Source organism: Olivibacter sp. LS-1, from assembly GCF_008245145.1.
GTDB lineage: Bacteria > Bacteroidota > Bacteroidia > Sphingobacteriales > Sphingobacteriaceae > Olivibacter > Olivibacter oleidegradans.
Genome location: NZ_CP041643.1, coordinates 6,388,950 through 6,410,670 on the forward strand (window position 1 = coordinate 6,388,950; position 21,721 = coordinate 6,410,670).

The window sequence follows — 21,721 nt, forward strand, 5'->3', positions numbered from 1 at the left end:
CATTAATTTTGTTCAGTTAGCATTAATAATTTAAAACGGTTTAGCACGGCTAGTGTCTGAATCACGCTTATTTGCATAAACATGACTCAGGATTCAAAGAAAACGATTTAGCAATTCTTTAAATACTCTATTTGTATCAATAATTCGCCAATTTGTCTTATAGAAGATTGAAGAAGGGGGAATGGTAAAAGACGATATAAGGGGCAAAAAAAAAAAGCGACCTTTTGGTCGCATTTTTTTATTCGAGGATCAATTCGATAACCGGGATCTCCACATTCGGTTTCACCACCGGTAAGTCCACAATGAGATCGTTTTCACCGGCTGTTGCTGTTGTGTGTGCACCGGACGCGGCAGACGAACGCGAGGTGTACTTAATTTCGGAGCCGTCGTGCAGAAACTGCGCATATTTTACCTTGCCCTTATAGTCGGGTAAATACAGTGTTTTAAACGGCCATTGTAATAGGTGGACGTACAAACGCTTGGTATCCGGATTGTAGGTCAGAAAACAGTTATCAGGTTTTTTAAATGCTTCAGGGGCGGCCGTACATCCATAGATGGACCGGCTATTGTATTTCATCCATTTGCCCATACCAGCCAACCGATCAGTAGCCCGATCATCGAAATACCCTCTGGCAGTTGGCCCTACATTTAACAATAGATTTCCGCCTTTGCTTACGACTTCAATCAGCATAGCAATCAGCTGGTTGGTGCTTTTCCACGTATTTTCGTCGCGGTGATAGCCCCACGAACCGGAAAACGTTTGGCAGGTTTCCCACGGCACTCTTTTACCATTCACCTCCGGCCATTTGCTTGGCATAAACTGCTCCGGTGTTTTGTAATCCCAGCCCCAATCCGTATCGTTTAGATCTAATCGGTCGTTCACGATAATTTCGGGTTGTAGCTTGCGGGTCAGCTTTAAAATCCCTTCGCTGTCCCAGTCATCATGTCCCTTACCATCCGGACCTGGATAGGAGAAATCATAGAACAAAAGATCGATCTTTCCATAGTTAGTAAGCAGCTCGGTAATCTGGTCTTTCATAAATTGCCGATACTTACTCATATCGCGCTTACTGTTGCTCTCGCGGGCTTCCTTTTTATTGCGCAAAGCATGCGTACCGTCTACCTTAAAATCCGGATGGTGCCAATCGATTAGCGAATAGTAAAAGCCAACCTTTAAGCCGGCCTCGCGACAAGCCTCGACGAAAGGTTTCAAAAGATCTCTTTTTGCAGGCGTGTTCGGTGCTTTGTAATCACTTACCTTGGTATCCCATAAACTAAAACCCTCATGATGCCTTGCGGTGAGTACAATATATTTCATCCCAGCCTCTTTTGCATACGCTGCCCACTCTTTTGGGTTGTATAAATCCGGATCGAATATATTGAAGTACTTGTCCTTATATTCTTCAGTACTCCGTTGTTCTATCTGCTGTACCCACTCATGTCTTGCCGATACAGCATATAATCCCCAATGGATGAACATCCCAAAGCGATCGTGCCTCCACCAAGCCAGACGCTGATCTTTATGCTCTTGGCTTTCCTTCGCCCATGGGGGCGTTTCAGTGCTGCCTTGTCCGCTCGCAATCGAAACTCCAAGATATCCAATGAATAGTAGATTTAATAGAAGGGTTCTCATAATATAATTTTTGGTTTATGCATAAATACACATCCCAAAGCAGATTCAATCAAACTATATTAGCATAGTATTGAGTTATTTTAGCACCCGCTTACGATCGGCACTTTTGCGTATCCACTTTTTGACAAGACTCCCTTTCCAAAGCCAGAATCCCGAAAGAATAATGATGGGTAAGAATACAAACTTTACGGCTAAAGCCGGATATGTTAGTGCTGCCACCGGCCCGTAAATGTAGCCGAGTATTGGAATACTTAATATAATGTGTATCCAACGTATGATTTTTCTTTCTATGTGAGCCTTCATGTTACTCCTCCTTTTGTTTATGACGAGGCCGCTTATTGAGTCGTCAATTTCCTGATCACAAGCTAAATTAGTAAGCTTCGTAAGCATTTAGCGAAGAAGTAGATGTAGCCGAAGAATTTGGAGACCAATCCCTAAACTTTTGAGACCTATCACTTGGCACTTGACTTTTTAATAACAAAATCAGAGGCTAAAGAAACCTGTTCTTCCTCTTTTTCCGGATTATTAATCTTCTTGAGTAAAATATTGACAGCCTGTTGTCCTACCTCTACTAAAGGCTGTTTCACATAAGTTAGCGGACAATAAAAAAAATCAAATGCGTCACACTCGTCAAAGCAGACCACGGCCACATCGTCCGGTACTCTTAGCTTTTTGCGGTTTAAATATTTCAGGCCATGAATGGAAAGTGTGTTGGTAGCAAAAAACAACGCATCAATTTTTTGCTTTCCGTTAATTAATTCGTCAATTTTATCCTGTATTTCGCCTTCACCCATTTCATAAGTAACTTCTTTTAATAAGGCTTTTCCATATGCAGCATCTTTAACTGCCTGTTTATATCCCCTTACCCGTTCTTTCATATGAATAAGCCCATTTTTATAAGCTATCATACCGATCCGTTCGAAACCGGCATCAATTAAATGCTTTGTTGCCCTGTAGGCAGCTCCAAAATTATCGGTAATCACATAATTGGTTTGAATTTTGGGAAAATACCGGTCAATCAAGACAAAAGGGATATTGGCTTTTTTTAAGCTCTCTATCTGTGACTCCGTTCGTTCTGTGGGTGCTATAATAAACCCATCAACTTGCCTTTCAATCAATACTTCAATTAAATCTCGGGATTTTTCAGCATTTTCATCTGAGCTACCGAAGATAACGGTATAATTATATTTTTTTGCCTCATCTTCTATAGTGCGGGCGATATTTGCAAAAAAGGGGTTGGAAATATCCGCCAATATCAATCCGATCGTAAATGACTTTCCACTCTTCAAGCTTTTCGCCAACTGATTTGGTTGATAATTCATTTCCATTGCCTTTTTACGAATCACTTCGGCTATTTCTTTGCCTACTCTCGCTTCTTTTTCCTTATTATTAAGTACATAAGAAACTAAAGCGGTAGAAACTCCTACAGCCTTGGCAATGTCCTTTAACGAAACTTTTTTATTCATATAATGGCGTGAATAATGATTTAGCTTAAAGAATCTTATCAGAAGATTTAGTTCGCAAGTTACTGTTTAAACGATTAAATCTCAAATTCCAATTAATTATTGTCTTCAATAACGGGACTAAAACCTGTCCAAAATTTCCTGAGGTGTGCGTTCTGATATTCCAAAAAATATCTTTTGACCGGATTGATAAGGTTGGCGCAGTTCAAAATTTTCAAAGGCTGCCCCTCCTGGGATTTTCATGTAATGGGTAGAATCCCGACTTCCACCGCTCCAATAACGATACCTGCCGTTCACTCTTACCATTAAACGATTATCACTTCCATTGTTTTGTTCGCTACGCCAGTATTGCGTAAACTTCAGGGGTGGGCGATACCTCCAGCCCAATTTGCTTTTCGCCAAGGAATCAACCGGCCAAGCTTTTAAGGCTTGTATATCTTCATTACCGGTTGCAAATGCGAAATAACTTCCGTCAAGACTACGGAGCATGCTGCTCGCTGGATAGCTTTCCTTTTCGATAAAATCTATTCCATTATAGCCTTTATAGAGCACTCGGGAATCAATCGCGCCTTCTTTTAAATGTAGCGATCGTAGTCGTGCATAGTTTCCCATCGTCGCTGTGATATTGCAATAATCCATTTGCTTACTATCCTCCCGATTGAATAACTGAATAGCCAATTCATCCGGTCGATCACTTCGAATCGAGAGTTTTAAGTAGGGATGCGCCCCCGAGTGATATTTTTCCAGGAATACATAAATAGACAATTCCTCCAACTCGGGACGAGCGTCATCAGGGTGACTAATAACACCACGGCAATTAGCCGTTGGATAAAATGCAGTGGGATTGGGGTGATCGCTTGCCCACATTATCTTCCCCCAGCGGTTATCAACTGATGAAGGCGATATTTCGCTAAATTCGATCTTTCCATCTACAAGTGGTTCAATAGCTAAAAAATTAAGTAGATAAATTTTTCCACTTCGCTCAACGCCAACACGTATCAATCCCCTAGGACCACCACCGTAAATCGCATGCGCATCTTCGAGACCGTAGGGCCATAAACTGAAAACAATGCCTTGCCGGATTCCCCATTTCGCCACATCGTGTACATCATTCGGTCTAATCCAACGATCTTGCGCATTTAATGAAATATGCAGCAAACAGAAAAACGTAAGGAAAAAAATAAAAGACTTCATTATTTTATGATTTATAGCAAACACAGTCTTCGTCGCAGTTGACTAGTTTCTCATGCAGGCCGCTTGCAATTTCCGCCTTATTAGCTAAGCGGACCGTATCGATAATCACTTCCAGCTCAAAACTATCATCAAGACCTTTCCCTACATTCTTTTCGAGCGTAATTTTCTTTTGATCTCCTTTTTGTAAACCCGCCAGCTCCTGCTCTAATTGTGGATCAATCTTTCCATCTCCATAGAGATATTCAATGGCCGGGCCATTCATCAAATCTTCAAGAATTTCACCCTTGCTATTTGACATTCTATAGCGCAAGCTCACCACCGTATTTCTTTTTATCTTCATAAGGATTTCTTACTAATCAATAATGATCTAGGTAATGATTCGATGTGTAGGTCTGGGATATCCAGGAACAAATATACTTGTCTTCAGCAAGGCTATTTTTACACCGTTCTGTTTTGCAACCCGCTGTAAAGCTTTATCGACAATACCTTGTAACGATTTAGGCCGACATTGGACGCGTGCATTTATAAGCATCCGAAGCTTGTCAAGCTTGCCTGATAGTTGTATACGAAAATCCGCTGTTTCCATGGTAGTAAAACTTAATTTCTGACTCTCTTCTCCGCCTTCGATTAAAAATTTCAGGTGTCCTATAGGCAAATTGCGCTCGCGAATCATCCTGTTTAACATGCTAATCAATAGCTCAGCAGCGTGGCCCGCACGCCCTTCCGAAGAAACCAGCTCCAAGTTGTAATCAAGCCAAGTTAGGGCTGCCTCACCTTTCCCATATATATCATAATCAATAAAAAGTGATGTTCTTTCCTTAAAATGCTCATATGTTTCCGTTTTCTGCAACCAATTCAGAATAGATTCACGCTGTAAGGAGCTTTGAAAGACCACCTGCTTATCGGGAAATTCTTTTTTGATCAACGAATCCAAAACAGCTAATTCGGTTGGCTCTAAAAGGTCTACTTTGTTGATGATCAGCAAGTCGGCCTCCTCCAGTTGACGCTTATAAATGTAATTTACACTATCTTTAAAAATTCGGGAATGTCCCAAAGCTATAGGCAAAAGCTTCGCATCGGCGAAAACAGATAAGGTTATTTTGATTTCACCATAATATCGACGTAAAGGATTAAGAATCGTCGAAATCAAATCCGTGCAAGAACCAACCGACTCCGCAAAAATCAAATCAACCTGATGCTGCTCAAGCAGCTGATTCATATTACGAGTAAACGACTCGAAGTTGCAACAGAAGCAGCTTCCCGTCACTTCCTCAGTGAGGATGCCTTCTCGAGCCATAAATTGGGTGTCTACTAATTCCGTTCCCTGATCGTTTGTAATAACACCTACTCTAAATCCTTGCATCTGCAATAATTTGCATGCATGGTTAATAGCCGTAGTTTTCCCACTGCCCAAAAAACCGCTTAAAAGATTTAAATGCATATGCCTTTATTTTAACCAAGTCTCACTTTTTTACCTGATAGTGAAATTTCTTTCGCTGGTATTTCACCATAAACAACGTCCAACTTTGCCTGACCATTTTTTAAACTCACCAATCCAAAGCCTTTGTCTGTAGACAAGAAAGAAGAGAAATCACCGATTTTGGAATCAATATAAAGCACTTTGTCCACTGCATCGTAGCGCACTCCCGTCATTGCCTGTAAACAAGCATAACTAGCCATTGCTCTGGCATACCAACTTCCACATTCGTATTCATTAAATGGGTTTCTTATACGTCCATCATACCGCTTTCTGCAAGCGCTGATAATCTCAAGTCCTTTATCAGTTTCACCGATCTGCATCAAGTGCGAAGCTACTTGATACTCGATACCTGTCCACACCTCATTACTATACACGAAAGGCAGCGAAAGCATGCCTCCTTTAGGCCAAGTACAGAGCAACAAACCACCTTCATGTCCCATCGCATAAGTCGGTCGCTGTGGGTTGATATGATCTGTTAAATCGTTTTTGAGATTGTATTGATGCACCGCACGTAAATGGCTGTTTACCTTTTCTTGGTCTAACGGATTTTCCAATCCGCACATCGCCGCCATCCAAGCACCGATTACACCATCCGAAAGACAGCCTGTACCATATTGATACTTTGGCCCCTCTTTTTTCAATATTTCGATGGCCTCGGGTGTATACTGTGTATGAAAGGATTGCGCTTTGGTTGGATCCGGGGCCTTCAAACCTGTCCACTGTATCTTTTGAATAAAATATTCGCCATTATACAGCTGATCTTCCATATAGGCCCTTCCGCGATCATACAAAGTCTCGTAACGTTTCATATTTTTCCTTTGATAGCGCCCCATTTCGATCAGTGCCTTCAGTGCTCCTAAATAAAAGCTTGTGCACATACCATTTGGGCCCCAAAATTCGATATCATAGGTATTATGATGCGGTTCTTCCAAGATCCCTTTGCCGTTGGGATCCCAAGTTTGAATGCAATAATCCAAACTCTTTTGTACCATCGGGTAAAGCTTTTTCATCCACTCATCATCACCCGATATTCGCCAATCTCGATAAACTTTCATAATCCCGCCCAATTGGCCATCAGCCGCAGCGTGAAAATCGTGTTTCAACGGACTGATCGGCAAATTAGCTCGAAAGCCCTGATGCCCTTCTGCATTTTGATTTTCACAAAATTCCGTGAGTCGTAAGCTTCTTTCCAAGGAGGGGAACAGATGAGGCAATGCTTGCGCATAGTTCCATACATGCGTACAAGACCCGTCACAGCAACCGTTATGCGGAAAGATTCCCTCGTAGGCCCAAAGACGACCGTCGTGCTGTCTTCTTACGGTCGGCGTTTTCAAAATGCTTAAATTAGCAGCTACTGCCTCCAATACTTCAGGCGGTAAAGTGGAAGCATAAAAGGTATCCCGAAATAAGGCCGTGTTTTTATAAAGTGTTGTGTAATTGGTTTTCCAATAGTCAACCAGCTCCTCCATATGCTTAAATCTTTGGCTATACCAAGGTTTATAATTTGTAGGAATCGGCTTATCTTCCCCCATACCTAAGGCGGCCGGTGTAGTGCAACAAGCTTCTTTGCCTGTTTTGTCGTCTGGCATGGCTTGCCCTGCTTTCTCATTTGATTCGGGCACATACCATGCCATAAGGATTCGGATTTCCTTCTCTTCATTCGCCCCTAATTGAAAAGGAATAAAGAGGGAAGCTCCAGGTGCATCCTTGTCAATAGGATCTACCGCTTTTACATTGGCATCCTTAATGGTATTCCACACCATGGTTAGGGGATCAAACCAGCCTCCTCTGAACCAGCAATAATCAACAATTACCTCGTCCCTGGTATCTGCAAAAATGGCAAAGTCGGTCGCTAAATTATTTTTACCCTCTGTTTTAGCCTGCGATAGGAGGAAGCCTTTTTGTATTTTCTTTATCGATCCCTCTCCTTCCGGTTGAACTACAAAGTTTCGGCTGTTGAAAGAAAAAACAGCCTCGAGGTTTTCTTGTGAAGTATTAATGAATCGGTACGTTAAAGCACCAACCGGCAGGCTGGAATTATCGGCATCAGAAGGAACGAAAGGACTCCACGCCTCCAGTCGTACTTGTAACGGAAACTTATCATCACGTAGCTGGATCTCCGCAAAAGGAAACCGTGCTAAAAATTCAGCTTGCTCGAAGTGAGGTAGGCCATAAGTTGTACCACCACTACCGCCACCATAATCCTTATAACCGAAAAGCTTCCAGTCCGGCACCGGTCCTTCCAACACTTTCGCACTGTTTGCTCGACCTTTAATGGCTACAGCGCCAAAAATGGTAGGTTCATGAAACAGCTCCGGTTTATGACGGATGGAGACGTGCGAAATTGCGCCGGAGCCTTCCAAACAGAACATACCGGCACCGATTCCACCAATGGGAAAAGCAATCTTATCGAGGTGATGACCAACATATGGTCCGTTGAATACTCGGTCATGCTCCTCCTTCGTGAATTGTCTACAGCTTTGCTGTTCCTTTTCTATAGGGCTTTCATTGGTAGAGGCAAAGAGCGTTGAAGGTGCCGCACCTACGGCAACTCCTCCCAATGCGAGATTACGAAGAAAGTTCCGCCGATCTTTTTTCTGTTGCATAATTCATATTTTTAGGTTTAAAACTGGCTGTTAAGCCTTTTCTATACAAACGCCTAACTGATTATATCGCTGATAACGCTTTTCGTACAATTCGGTATATGTTATATTCGGATGGTAGACACGATCAAATCCTGGCCCCATCGCTTCCATCGCTTTTTCCACAGAAGGATAAATATCCGCTACGGTCGCCGCGAACATAGCAGCGCCAAGTGCACAGGTTTGCTCCGATCGATGCACTTTAAGTGGCATTCCTAGAATATCAGCTAACATTTGCATAATGAAGGGCGATTTTTGAGCGATCCCCCCTACACCAATTAGCCCCTTTACCGGAATGCCTTCTTCTTGAAATCGTTCTACTATCTTACGTGCACCAAAACAGGTTGCTTCAACCAATGAACGATATATACTAGGGGCGCTGCTTCCTAAAGTTAAGCCACTAACAAGACCTTTCAATTGCTGATTTGCGTCCGGTGTCCTTCGCCCATTTAACCAGTCAACCGCCAATTCGCTCGATTCGTCGAAAGTTAGTTTAGCAGCTTCATTTGCAAGTCCGTCCAATAATTGGTCCTGTAAACGAGCATACAGCTGGCGCGTTAAGATTGGGTCTGCAGAATTGGAGTTGGACAAATGTTGTACAGGCCATAAAAGCAGTTGTTTAAACCAAGCATATACATCCCCAAAAGCAGATTGTCCGGCCTCCAAGCCAATCATCCCCGGGATGATCGAGCCGTTTACCTGTCCGCAGATTCCTCTTACAACCCGATGTCCCAATTCATGGGGCGGCACGATTAACATATCACAAGTAGAAGTTCCCATCACCTTACTTAGAAAATAAGGTTCTATCTGCCCTCCTACAGCCCCCATATGCGCATCCATGGCCCCAATACCGATTAAAACCTGTGTGGATAAACCCAGACGATCAGCCCATTCCTCACTTAGGCTTCCGGCCAGTTGGTCAGCAGTATAAACCCTTTTGGGATAAGTTTTTACCACCTTCATCAAACGAGGATCAAGTGTCGCAAAAAAATCATCAGAAGGTAATCCATCATACTCACTTGACCAGAGCCCTTTATGTCCCGCTGTGCAGATCCCTCTTTTGATTTGATCAGCGTGCTTTCCACCTGTTAGTAAAAAAGGCATCCAATCGCAATGTTCAACCCAAGTATAACATGCCTTATACACCGCTTCATCGGACTTCACTACATGGAGTAGTTTAGCCCAAAACCATTCAGAGGAATATATTCCACCCACATACTTCAAATAATCGATATTAAATTTTTTTGCTAAAGCATTTATAGCAGCAGCCTCCTCTACCGCGGTATGATCCTTCCAAAGAACAAACATGGCATTGGGATTATCGGCAAAGCCCGGCAAAAGGGCTAGCGGCGTACCGGCAGCGTCCACTGCAACAGGTGTCGACCCTGTCGTGTCTACCGAAATGGCCCGAATATTAGCACGCACCACGCTGCCCGCCTGTTTCAGACAAGCCTTAATAGTTTGTTCTAAGCCTTCTATATAATCTTTGGGATGTTGACGAAATTGATTACGAATAGGATTGCAATACAAACCGTCTCGCCAACGCGGATAGGGGTGTACGGCGGCAGCTATCTCTTCCCCGGAATGCGCATCAACAATGAGCGCGCGCACGGAATCCGTGCCAAAATCTACACCTATACAGTAATTGGAATTCATTTCTTCAGCTTTATGCCATAAGCAGTAAGCTATAGGCCATTGGTTATTTGTTGTTCGTTATTGGTGATTAGTTACCGGTTATTCGTTGTGCCTTTCAGACAGGAGTTGTTGAACAGTTGGTCGACTATTTAACCACTCAACTATTTAACTACTTAACGTATTAATGATGATGCAAGATAATCTCATTATCATGTTCTATTTTGCCGACCCCCCAGATCGCGTACCAAGCAATGAACGCAAAACATAGCATCGGAATGAAAAACGCTACAGACATACTTGAATGATCGGCAACTACGCCCATAATAGGTGGACAAAAGGCTCCTCCTGCTACTGCCATAACAAGAAAAGAGGATGCTTTTTTTGTAAGCGACCCCAAGCCGTGGATTCCTAAAGCAAAAATAGTTGGGAACATGACAGACATAAAGAAGTAGCAGCTAAATAAGGCGATAACAGAGCCCCAACCTAATGCTAACTGTACGAAAACCATTAAGGCTGTATTAATAAGCGCATAAATAGCCAGCAATTTTTTAGGTTTTAGAAATTTCATGAGATACGCCCCGGATATTCTCCCTATCCAGAATAAGCCCATGCCTCCGATTGCAAGAATTACGGAGGCTGCCTGCTCTGCATTCTTCGGCATAAAGACCTCTCCAAAATAACCTAAGTGTTGCATCATGTTAGCGACCGGGCCTGTTACGTTTGGAATTTCTTCCGTTACGTAGTTAATGAAGAAAGAATTAACACCAGTTTGGGCGGCCACATAAAGAAACTGAGCAATTACTGCAGCAATAAAGGCAGGATGTTTTAACAGTCGGCCCATTTTCGGGTTCTCTTCAGACTCTTCCTCGCTTTTTTCCTCAATATCGGGTAATTTAATCAACATAAAAATAACAGCGACCACTACAACCACACAGCCGATGCCCATATACGGTTTTACCAGCGAATCAAATTTTTCGGCGCCGTCCTGTTGTTCGGCACCGAAAATAAACAAACCACCCATCAAAGGTCCTAAAATCCACCCCAGTCCGTTGAACGACTGGGAAATATTGATACGCCGTGCTGCAAACTCCTCCTCTTGCGAGCCTAACACGGTAGAATAGGGATTCGCGGCTGTTTCCAAACAGGCCAGTCCGCAAGCAATTACAAATAAGGCTAGCAAAAAGGGAATAAAAGCTTCAAATTTTGCTGCCGGATAAAACAAAAACGCTCCTATCCCAAAAAGGGTTAGTCCCAGAATAATTCCCTTTTGATATCCGTAACGTTTCATAAAAATGCCCGCAGGGATGGCCATTGCCAAGTAACCGATATAAAGGGAAAATTGGACAAATCCGGATTGCGCCTTAGAAACCTGTAGCGTATCCTGAAAGTGCTTATCCAACACGTCCAATAAACCATGAGCAAAGCCCCATAGCAAAAAAAGACTGCAGATAAACATAAAAGGAACGAGGTAGTTTATACCATCCTTGGTTCGGAAAAGCGACCCTGTTGTTTTTTTATTCATAAACATGGCTTATTTATATAGTGGTCCATAACTGGCACAGGCGCGGTAATCAGCACCTTCATGGTCCATACCAAAGGCATTCCAGGCGCTGGGTCTAAAAATGCGAGGGGATTCAACGTTATGCATACAAACAGGGATCCGAAGCATGGATGCCAGCGTCAATAGATCGGCACCGATATGTCCATGACTAATAGCGCCGTGGTTGGAGCCCCAAGCAGCCATTACACTATAAACGTCACGAAACGCGCCTTCTCCTGTGGTTTTCGGTACAAACCAAGTAGTTGGCCATGTGCGATCCGTTCGTTCATCCAGTAACCTATTCACATTTTCCGGAAGCTCGACAGTCCACCCTTCGGCCAGTTGCAATACCGGTCCTACACCTTTCACCAGATTTAAACGACACATCGTAACCGGCATACCGCCCTCTGTCAAAAATTTGGACGAATAGCCGCCTCCTCTAAAATAATCGAGATTTGCCGGATGCCAAGTGGTCGCTGCTAAGCAAGCTTCCACTTCTTCATCGCTAATTTCCCAATGTGGTTTCATCACAGGCTCTCCTTCGTATTTCTGTTTACCGGTGCCATCCAGCGTAGCGGCTCCGGAGTTAATTAAATGGATAAAGCCATGTTGAGCAACACCTGTAGGCCGCCAACCCGAAACACGCTCAACCGCATCCGGGCTCCAAAAGGTTCGGACATCGGCAAAAATCTGCGCTTTATTCGTCAATAAGTAATTAAACAGCATGGACACCCCGTTCAACGAATCGTTTTCGGTAGCTACTATAAAGGGGGCACGTTTGCCATTCCAATCGAAGGAAGAATTCAGCAATGCTTCTGAAAAATCGCCGTTCGGCAGGAAATCGGTCCATTGGCGTTGCCCTTGGAAGCCCGATACCAAGGCATGATGCCCGTGTGCTTCTTCAGCATAGCCCATATCCTTTAACTTTTTGTTCCCGATCATGAGGTCGCGGATAATAAGGGTCATTTTCACTACAAATTCCCAATCGTTATCTTTTTCGGCGCGCGATTTTACTTTATGAGATTGATTAAAATCCTCACCTTCTTTACAGTATTTTTTTGTCCAAGCTAGCGCCCGTTCATATTCATCCTGATCAAACAAATTCAGTTGAATTCTGCGTAGCACTTCTGACGAATCAACGTATTCATTACGCATGCCTAAATAATTCTGAAAAAAGTCAGCATCAACGATTGATCCCACTATGCCCATAGAAACCGAACCAATGGCTAAATACGATTTTCCGCGCATGATGGCTACTGCTAAACCCGCGCGTGCAAAGCTCAACAGTTTTTCTTTTACATCATCCGGAATAAAGCGATCTCCCATATCTTGTACATCCTCGCCATAGATACCAAAAGCTGGAAGTCCCTTTTGGTTGTGGGCCGCAAGGGTAGCTGCCAAATACACCGCACCAGGGCGTTCTGTCCCATTGAAACCCCAAATTGCTTTCGGCAACAAGGGATTCATATCCATTGTTTCTGAACCATAACACCAGCAAGGTGTTACAGACAAAGAAACACCGACATTTTCGGCTTCGAACTTTTGTGCACAATCGGCGGCCTCCCTTACGCCGCCGATACAAGTATCGGCAATCACACATTGCACCGGACTTCCGTCAGGGTAACGCAACTCTGACTGAAATAAAGCAGCCACATCCTGCGCCATATTCATAGTCGTTTCTTCCAATGATTCGCGGATACCTCCTAAGCGGCCGTCGATAATGGGCCTAATTCCTATTTTGGGATAGTTGTTCATTTATTAATCGTGTTAAATTCAAAAGTCAAAAGTCAAAATTCAAAACCCTGTCAGTACGTGCTACTGCCACTCTTATAATCCAGTTGCCACTGCCACAACTCACTCATGACTCCTCATTCCAATCTACCGGCAGACAGGCATCCACTACTTAACTATTTTCCTACTCAACCATTTTACGATTTCCTACTCAATTTTCGCTTCCTTCAACGATATTCCGAGCACCTTTTGCGCAATGGTGTCTAAGTCCTCTTCCTCGCCGGTAAAATGAAAGACATAATGGTGATGTGTCAATTCTTCTTTAGGCTTTAAAAAAGCAGCCGGTGATACGCTTTCAATTTCATAAAAAGGCCCCATCTGACTGCCGTCTGCTAACGGACCATCATTATAAGCATTCATTGCATCGCCGGTAAAGGGGTCCTTATCCGGTGTCCACTCTTGGTTGAGATAAGTTGCTTTCGGGTGAATATCGAAATAAGTGATGGTTAACACTTTCGTGTCCGCAGCATAGCTGCCTGCAATTGGCTTAACGCGTTGAGGAGGTATGCCGAGCTTCCCTCGCGATTTTCCATCAGCCTTAAACAACAGCACGCTATCCTTTGCGATCAGTCTGTCCTTTGATATCTCTCCGAAATAATCCGTAGTAGCAATTTTACCCTTAACTTCCTTCTCAAACGGAATTATAATGACGGTTTTAGGCGTCGGAGTGAACATATCTAAGCTCCATAGACAAGGTGCGCCACTTTGCTTATCCCAAGCTTTGTCACCTTGATTAAGGATTTTATTAGTTGTTCGAAAACCTACTGTTTTTATGCTTTCACTCCAAGAAAGTCCCAGTACTTGCTCGATATCCTTTTTTTCAAGAATTTCGATGTTTCTCGAAAGTTGGATTTGTAGCTCAGTACCGGCATAATTCGTAATCGCAGTCTGCTTATGAAGCGTTACCTCTCTATCATTGGAAGCGCTGACTTCCCAAGGCTCTGTATCTACTGCCGACGGAGTATGCCAATTAGCAAACTCCATTGTGCTTTTCGGTTCAAAGAACAAAGAGAACTTCCCGCCTTCCGGCCCTAACCATAACCTATCTTCGCCTCCGTAAGCATTCATGTGCTCATCTTTCTTATCAAAAGCAGCGTAGTTGATCCAGCCAAAACTTCTACCCCTTTCTCCATCTGCCGTACTGGTAAATACCTTTGCTTGATATTTGGGCGAGACTACCACCTGCGCATCTCCGTGCACATCTTTAAGCACAATAACACTATCCCGTTTAGATAAAAAGGCAATATCATAACCGAACGAGCCGGGTTTATAGGTGGTCATTTCTTTAGAGGCTATCGTTGCTTGTTTATCTGATTTTTTTGACGATTGACTGCAAGCAACACTAAAAAGAGCCAGTATGCTTGAGACAATAATACGCTGCTTCATTCTTTTCATCTTAGTTAACTTCCAAATCGTTTTTCGCCGGTAATTTCGGAAAACGAGCATGGGGCTCGCGTTGATACCAGAAAGCAACGGTAATAATATCCGATTTTTGCGGTAAATATCGTCCCTCGGAACGCCATCCTAAGTCTTGAATCGTCACCTTCAGATCACTATCGAAGCGGATTGGGTCCATAATGTGCCAGCGATACATGCCAAAGCGTTGTTGCGCTTGATAGACACCGTCTGGACGGATCACCTGATGCAAACCGGCGAAGGGCGTGCAGTATTCCTGATATTGATGTGTTTTCTTATTTTCAAAATTGTAAGAACCGCAGAAGTAATCCTCGGTACCCGTACCTACAATAGTAGCGAAGTCTTTATCGCCATCCATAAAGAACTTAATCTCGCCTTCACCCCACCAGCCGTTATTGTTTACGCCTACGCCCATGTAGGTACCTACATAATGACCTTTTCCTTTGACGCCATCTAAAATGGTGTGAAGCGAAGTTGAATTTGGATTTGAACGGCGGTATTGTGCATGTAAATAAGCCTCCTCTTCCCCTACATCTGTTAACGTATAATCTACCTGATAATACAGGTTCATGGGTTCGCTGTTAATATTTTCAACCGTAATTCTACATTTTTTTCGGAACGGCATCTTCCAATAACAATTAAAGGCACTACCCGGATTCACCGTGACTGCCATAGAGCTCAACGGAGCGAATTCGTTCCAAGCCATTCCGAAAAAAGCACCAACCGGAGCTTCAATAGAAGGCTCCGTTTCATCATCCCAATAGAAACGGATAATAGAGTAACTCCAATTGCCTGTAGGTGTCATCCAGATATGCTGCACCGCCCCTGGGCCTTCCATTTCAGCAATCGTGAAGGTCTCGCCTCCATTGATAGTAATATAAGGATTCACTTTCCAACCAAGACCTAAGTCACGTGCCTGAGAGGCGGAATTCGCTACATTTCGCTGACCTGCCTGCTTAACCGGATCTGCCATACCGCCCTTTCCTTTAGCACCGGAAAAATTTTCGGGACTAATTGAACGGGTTTTGGCATCCGATAACTTGGACAGCGTGCCCATGTTCATGTCGAGACCATTGAATGCGCCCTGTTGCTGTGCGTACGTAAATGAATAAATGAAAAGACCGATTAGCGCTGCCAGAAATTTTTTCATCATATTTTTCTTAAGGTTCATAAAAGCATTAGTTTAATAATTGGAAACCGATTGCCGGTTATCTTCATTTTGGTTTTACAATAGTAAGCTTAATCGTTTAAACAAACAAATAAAAGCCATTTATTTTTTATCATTTCTTCAACAATCCGTCTCACTGACCTTCGGCAATAACCGCCGTTTGGCCTAAAGAATAGATATTACTTGAATAGTTTACATCTTTTACTTTTGTCGAACCGTTTAGCTTAATGGTTATATGGTAAGTTTTAGCAATATCGGGAATTTCATAAATGAATTCTGAAGGTGCGTTTGACAATGTCGTATTGAAAACAGGAAGCGTTTTAGTCACGTTAACGATTTCCTTAACTTCAACAAAAACGTTGACCGGTAGTTCTATCTCGTTTGGAATATTGTCTGGAATATTCCATGTTAAGCGAACATGCTTATCATCTACTCGCTGCATAGTTAATCCCTCAACGGCAGGTAAACTTACTCCATCTTTTCTTTCCAGCATATCGCGATCGTTACAACCGGTAAAAAAGAGCGCGGACAGCGAGAATATATATATAAGTACTATTTTCATAATATGATAGTTTAATAGCCGGGATTTTGTTTATAACTACCTTTAGACCAATTCATCTGCGCTTGGGGGATCGGCAAAAATTCATCTCTACCTGCGGTAAAGCGCCCTTGATTATACCAATCAAATCGCGTTTTCTCTTTATTAATAAAAGCATTCATAACAGGTTCTAACTGTCCCCATCGCATCAAATCAAAAAAGCGTCGCCCCTCCATGGAAAATTCCAATCTGTTTTCCCACATCAAAGCCTGCCAAGCGAACTCTTTTGTCCAGGTCACGTTTACCCCAGGTTTATACGTTTCCACTTTATAATCCATCCACAAAGAACCATCCGGTTTATGCAAGCGCTGTGTACTGTTCGCGGCTCGTTGGCGTATACGATTAATCAATGGCAATGCTTCATTAAAGCGATCGAGCTGGATAAGTACCTCGGCCTTCCACAGTAAAACTTCGGAGTAGCGGATAACTTTTTCATTCATCGAATTCATTACATAAAATGGCCGAAAAATACAGTCGCAATCGGGATGAACCTGTTCTTTCATGGAGTTGAAGTAGCCATATTGGAAAGGAGCGCGTGACCCTGATTCTTGATACAATAAATTATTATCGTATTTCCAGGGATAGCCTGGTATAGCAGCTGTATGACTTAATCGTGGATCAAATTCATGACTTTTAAAAAATTCAACATAGGTATTGCCTTTCATTTCCGTATTGTTGTAGTTCTGGAAATCAGGCAAACCCGTTTCGTCTGTTTTAAAAGCATTGATCATTGTATGTGAAACTTTATTGAAGTCGCAGCAGGTAAAGTATGGCGCCCACCAGGGAGCATTGAGCTCATTACCTCGATTGATATGACCATCCGTTGTGCCGTCATCAATGGAATATTGTATCTCCCAAAGCGCCTCCTTGGTAGCGTTATCGAATTCAATCATAAAATTATCTCCAAAGTCCGCTTGTAAATCATAAACAGCCCCGTCTACGGCCATAATTGCATCTAAGTGGTCCAATGCTCTCTGCAGCGTTTCCTTGTTAATGTTAATCACTTGATGCCGATCGTTTTGTTCGTATGCTCTAAAAAGCAAGGCCTTTGCAGCTAGCGCGTGTGCCGCATATTTTGTTGGTCGACCTTTTTCAGCTTGGGTCTCAGGCAAAATAGCTGCCGCATCTTCGAAATTTTGAATAATCCAATCCCATAAAGGCAAATCATTCGCCATGCCATCCGGTCGATTCGAAATACCTTCTACCACTACTGCGTCAGAAGGTGTGTTCTCGTCAATTATGGGCACATATTTCCATCTTAGTTTCATACCAAGGTAGATCCATCCGCGTAGAAATTTCATTTCTGCGATTCGCTGATCCTTATTTGGAAACGTGGACGCATCTACCGCATTCAGTAAACGCAAAGCAATGTTTGCTCGGCTAATCCCAACATAACCGCGGTACCAAGGACCGTCGTTATTGCCGACGTTTGGTGTTACACCGGTAAAGGTTTCCATTTCGTACCACGGTGTTTGATCACTCAAACCACCACCTCCCTTATAAGCGTCATCTGAACGAACAGATTGAATCCAGGGATTGTGTGTGTCTGCAAATCCCAACGAAGACATGTGTGAATAGGCGGCCACTACAAAACTTTCTATTTGAGCAGGGTCTTCTGCTTGACTTTGCGATAAAACACCCTTGGTGTCGACCTCTAAAAATTTCTGACACCCCGCTGATAAGATCAGTAAAGTCAGGGTTATATACAATTGAACTGTTTTCATCATAATAAGATTAGAATGTCACATTAACTCCTACAAATAATGTTCTTGGCATTGGGTAACCAAAACCCGGATTTTCGGGATCTCCCCCTGTAAACCGGTCATCTCCCCAAGTTTTCTTCAGCGTAAACAAGTTTTGACCTGATACGTAAAGTCGAAGTCTGCTTAAGTGCCAAGAATCCATCCACTTTTGAGGGAATGTATAGCCGATATCTAATGTTCGCAACTTGATATAAGATCCGTTTTCAATAAAGTAGGTTGATAACCTTTTTTCTCCATTTGCATCACGCCTAGATAAAGCAGGGATGTCTGAGTCCGGGTTATGAGGTGTCCACGCGTCTAGTATGCGACTGGGATGATTCCGGTCATTCTGAACTCCGATATTCCAGAAATCGCTTAGTTCTTTCCACGTATTACGAACATCATTCCCAAATACGCCTTGAAGGAAAAAGGTTATATCGAAATTTTTGTAACGCGCCTCGAAATTTAAGCCTGCCATTAAATCAGGATCGGTAATCGCAATCCATGTACGATCATAAATTTCGTTAATCACGCCGTCACCATCGAGATCCTTATAGCGAATCCTACCGACCCCTTTTCCTTGCTGTTGTGGCGCATTATCAACTTCTTCCTGGGTTTTGAAAATACCATCGGCTACCAATCCGTATAACGAGTTTAACGGCCGACCAATAATATCATCCGTTAAGCCATTTCCACCATAAGCAAAGCGAACATTTGCTGGTACATCGTGCACTTCATTTTTATAGGCCGAAAAATTCCCTGTGATCGTGTATGAAAAGTCATTTCTTGATTCCCCCCAGCTGAGCAAAAATTCGAAACCTTTGTTGGTCATATTGGCTCCATTCACCCACCGGTAACCTCCTTCTCCCAAGGCTGCAATGTAAGGCGGTTCAAAAAGCATATCCGTGGTCTTTTTGGTAAACCAATCAAAGGACCCCGATAAGCGATTATCAAGAAACGCATAGTCGACCCCTATATTGGTCTGCGTTGTTGTTTCCCATTTGAGGTCAGGATTCCCCAAACTACTCCTTCTGTAACCAGATGGAATATTACCTGAGGGATTCCCGCCTATTGCATAGGAGGTGCCATTCACATCCGGAACATAAATATCGGTGAATCTCCCCGTTAAAACAGGTTGTGAGTTACCATTTTTACCCCAGCTGGCGCGGAGTTTCAAATCTGATAAAAAATCAGCTTGTTTCAAAAATGCTTCATCTTTTAATCTCCATCCCGCTGAAAAAGCCGGGAAGTTACCATATCGATTATTCTCTCCAAAAACGGAGGCGCCATCACGTCTAAAAGTGGCCGACAGCAGATATTTGGATTTATAAGCATAGTTGATTTTTCCAAAGAAGGACAAAATACGCCGTTCGTTTCCCCCTCCCGCGAGGTCCCTTCTTTCTCCCGTAGCAGTAGATAGATAGGCATAAGCTCGGTCTTCCAGCAGAATCCCTTCGCGATATACATTTACACTTTCATTGGTAAATTTATAGGTTTCAATACCTCCTAAGATATCGAAGCGATTGTTATTCAACTCCAAGTTATAGACTAAGGTATTGGTCCAGGTTTGACCGATATCGTGCCAGTTGTTTTGTCTAACCCCATTTAAACTGCTGCTTTTGCCCCCTGCCTCTTCCCACTTCCGCTGGATATTTCGATCATACCACATACTGTAATCGACACCATATTGTGTTTTAAAGTTCAGGTTATCTAATATTTTCACATTAGCATAGGCAGTTCCCAAAACCTTCATAAAATTTCCAATGTTATCTTTATTAAGCATTAGGTCACGGATTGGGTTATTAAAGTCATCCATGCCTAACGGCATAGCTACACCACCCCAAGCTCCGTTGTTATCGTACACCGGAATGTTCGGAGGCATAACTAAAAATTCGTAAGTTCGGCTGACATCCCGAAAACGCAGATGGGTAAGCGTTAAATTTTCGCCGATCGTCACTCGTCCGTTGAGTAATTGGTATTCGTTATTAAAGCGTCCTGCCAAACGTTTAAAATATGAAGTAAGCTGTGTACCTTCGTTGTTATAATAATTCAAAGAAAAGAGGCTAGTCGATTTTTCACCTCCCCCCGTTATTGTCAACTGGTGATTGGTTTGAATCCCCTCCCTCGTCCCTTCCTTAAACCAATTTGTGTTTGATGAAGGCATTGTTTGAGCCGCATTTAACCACGGAATTGGTGTTACACTGTTTAGTACCGGGACACCATTGTTATCATAGTTCCAATCGTAATCATAAATCCGTATCGCAGTAGACGGATCATCCCCATCATTAACAGTAGCTTGCCATAGGCCACGCCCATAACCAACGGCATCGAGCATTTTTGGTACACCGGTAATCTTAGATGTTCCGACATAACCTTCATAGGTGATCTGTGTACCTCCTTTTTGTCCTTTCCTTGTGTTTACCAGAATAACACCCCCAGCTGCACGCGCACCATAAATAGAAGCGGATGACGCGTCTTTCAAGATCTGAATCGATTCAATATCATTAGGATTGATATCCCGAAGATTGATATTTACCGGTTGTCCATCAAGTACGATCAACGCCGGCGCAGAATTGAAGGAAGTAACTCCGCGAACCTGGATACCTACGTTTTCGGCCGGGTTACCATCGGTTGTGATCCGGACGCCCGGAATTTTACCTTGGAGGGATCGCATCACATTGGCGCTGGGTGTTTTCGTAAAATCTGCTCTTTTTATCAAGCTGACAGCTCCTGTTAAATCCGCTTTCTTTTGGGTCATGTAACCAGTTGAAACAACCACCTCTTCGAGTGCTTGCGCATCATCGCTTAAGGTAACCGTATACTCACGAACACTCGTCAACGTTAATTCTAAAACCTCTTTTCCGACATATGTAAATAGCAAATGCGTTGTGTTAATGGGCACATCCATTTCAAAACGTCCCAAGGAATCGGTTTGCGTGCTGGCGGCGATGCCCTTTACGGACACACTAACACCGGCCAACCGTTCCCCCGCTTCATCTAGTACACGACCAATGATTTTTCGGGTTTGCTGACGGGCATGCGCTTCGAAAGTTTGTGCACCGATCAGGTAAATGAGCAATGTGCCTACACATAACGCTCGTATAAAAGGTATAGGCAAAAGAGTCTCTCCTCTACAGCGCCATGCTGCGAGTCGTTGTAAAAAATTCATTAGCATAATGAGTTAAGTTTTCTAATTGGTTCGTTATTCGCTCCTATCGGGCGCAAGCTCAAACTTTCGATAGGAGCTTAACCTGAATTGAATGATTGTTTCATAAGTTTTTCATTAGCTTAATCGATTAAACAAATGTGTTTTAAATATCCCCGTTTCTAATTCTGTTTATCGTAATTTTATTAGCAAGTCTCTCTTTAAACGTTTAAGCAAACTGCTTCTGTGACCGTATCAAGGAGATTAGTAAGAA

15 protein-coding genes are annotated in these 21,721 nt (G+C 43.0%); all 15 read right to left on the reverse strand.

Annotated elements, in window-relative coordinates; translation table 11 throughout:
- Positions 1–238: 238 nt before the first annotated feature.
- Positions 239–1,633, reverse strand: coding sequence for an alpha-L-fucosidase (locus FKG96_RS26520; protein ID WP_130858070.1), 1,395 nt, complete (start codon positions 1,631–1,633; stop codon positions 239–241).
- A gap of 75 nt (positions 1,634–1,708) precedes the next feature.
- Positions 1,709–1,936: a hypothetical protein gene (locus tag FKG96_RS26525; protein ID WP_013663913.1), complete on the reverse strand. Its 228-nt coding sequence runs from the start codon at positions 1,934–1,936 to the stop codon at positions 1,709–1,711.
- Positions 1,937–2,085: 149 nt separating this feature from the next.
- Positions 2,086–3,099 carry a LacI family DNA-binding transcriptional regulator gene (locus tag FKG96_RS26530; RefSeq protein WP_130858071.1) on the reverse strand — a complete coding sequence of 338 codons (1,014 nt, stop codon included), beginning with the start codon at positions 3,097–3,099 and terminating at the stop codon, positions 2,086–2,088.
- Positions 3,100–3,216: 117 nt separating this feature from the next.
- The gene (locus tag FKG96_RS26535) at positions 3,217–4,290 is read right to left on the reverse strand and encodes a hypothetical protein (RefSeq protein WP_130858072.1); all 1,074 of its coding nucleotides are present in this window, start codon (positions 4,288–4,290) and stop codon (positions 3,217–3,219) included.
- Between the two features lie 4 nt (positions 4,291–4,294).
- On the reverse strand, positions 4,295–4,630 hold the full coding sequence (locus FKG96_RS26540) for a hypothetical protein (protein WP_049794939.1): 336 nt from the start codon (positions 4,628–4,630) through the stop codon (positions 4,295–4,297).
- A gap of 27 nt (positions 4,631–4,657) precedes the next feature.
- Complete coding sequence (locus tag FKG96_RS26545; RefSeq protein ID WP_149106288.1) at positions 4,658–5,731, reverse strand: GTP-binding protein; 1,074 nt, start codon at positions 5,729–5,731, stop codon at positions 4,658–4,660.
- An 11-nt stretch (positions 5,732–5,742) separates the two neighbouring features.
- Positions 5,743–8,376: a GH116 family glycosyl hydrolase gene (locus tag FKG96_RS26550; protein ID WP_130858074.1), complete on the reverse strand. Its 2,634-nt coding sequence runs from the start codon at positions 8,374–8,376 to the stop codon at positions 5,743–5,745.
- A gap of 30 nt (positions 8,377–8,406) precedes the next feature.
- Positions 8,407–10,068, reverse strand: coding sequence for a ribulokinase (locus FKG96_RS26555; protein ID WP_130858075.1), 1,662 nt, complete (start codon positions 10,066–10,068; stop codon positions 8,407–8,409).
- A 160-nt stretch (positions 10,069–10,228) separates the two neighbouring features.
- A complete protein-coding gene (gene fucP, locus FKG96_RS26560; RefSeq protein WP_130858076.1) occupies positions 10,229–11,569 on the reverse strand; it encodes an L-fucose:H+ symporter permease in 1,341 nt (446 codons plus the stop codon).
- Between the two features lie 9 nt (positions 11,570–11,578).
- On the reverse strand, positions 11,579–13,342 hold the full coding sequence (locus FKG96_RS26565) for an L-fucose isomerase (protein WP_130858077.1): 1,764 nt from the start codon (positions 13,340–13,342) through the stop codon (positions 11,579–11,581).
- A 183-nt stretch (positions 13,343–13,525) separates the two neighbouring features.
- Positions 13,526–14,764 carry a DUF6786 family protein gene (locus FKG96_RS26570; RefSeq protein ID WP_130858078.1) on the reverse strand — a complete coding sequence of 413 codons (1,239 nt, stop codon included), beginning with the start codon at positions 14,762–14,764 and terminating at the stop codon, positions 13,526–13,528.
- Between the two features lie 10 nt (positions 14,765–14,774).
- Entirely contained in the window at positions 14,775–15,965 is a 1,191-nt protein-coding gene (locus tag FKG96_RS26575) for a glycoside hydrolase family 172 protein (protein ID WP_013663922.1), read from the reverse strand.
- 130 nt (positions 15,966–16,095) lie between these two features.
- A complete protein-coding gene (locus tag FKG96_RS26580; RefSeq protein WP_130858079.1) occupies positions 16,096–16,524 on the reverse strand; it encodes a DUF4945 domain-containing protein in 429 nt (142 codons plus the stop codon).
- Positions 16,525–16,535: 11 nt separating this feature from the next.
- Positions 16,536–18,287, reverse strand: a complete 1,752-nt coding sequence (locus FKG96_RS26585; RefSeq protein ID WP_130858080.1) for a RagB/SusD family nutrient uptake outer membrane protein — start codon at positions 18,285–18,287, stop codon at positions 16,536–16,538.
- A 7-nt stretch (positions 18,288–18,294) separates the two neighbouring features.
- On the reverse strand, positions 18,295–21,471 hold the full coding sequence (locus FKG96_RS26590) for a TonB-dependent receptor (RefSeq protein WP_130858081.1): 3,177 nt from the start codon (positions 21,469–21,471) through the stop codon (positions 18,295–18,297).
- Positions 21,472–21,721: the final 250 nt, after the last annotated feature.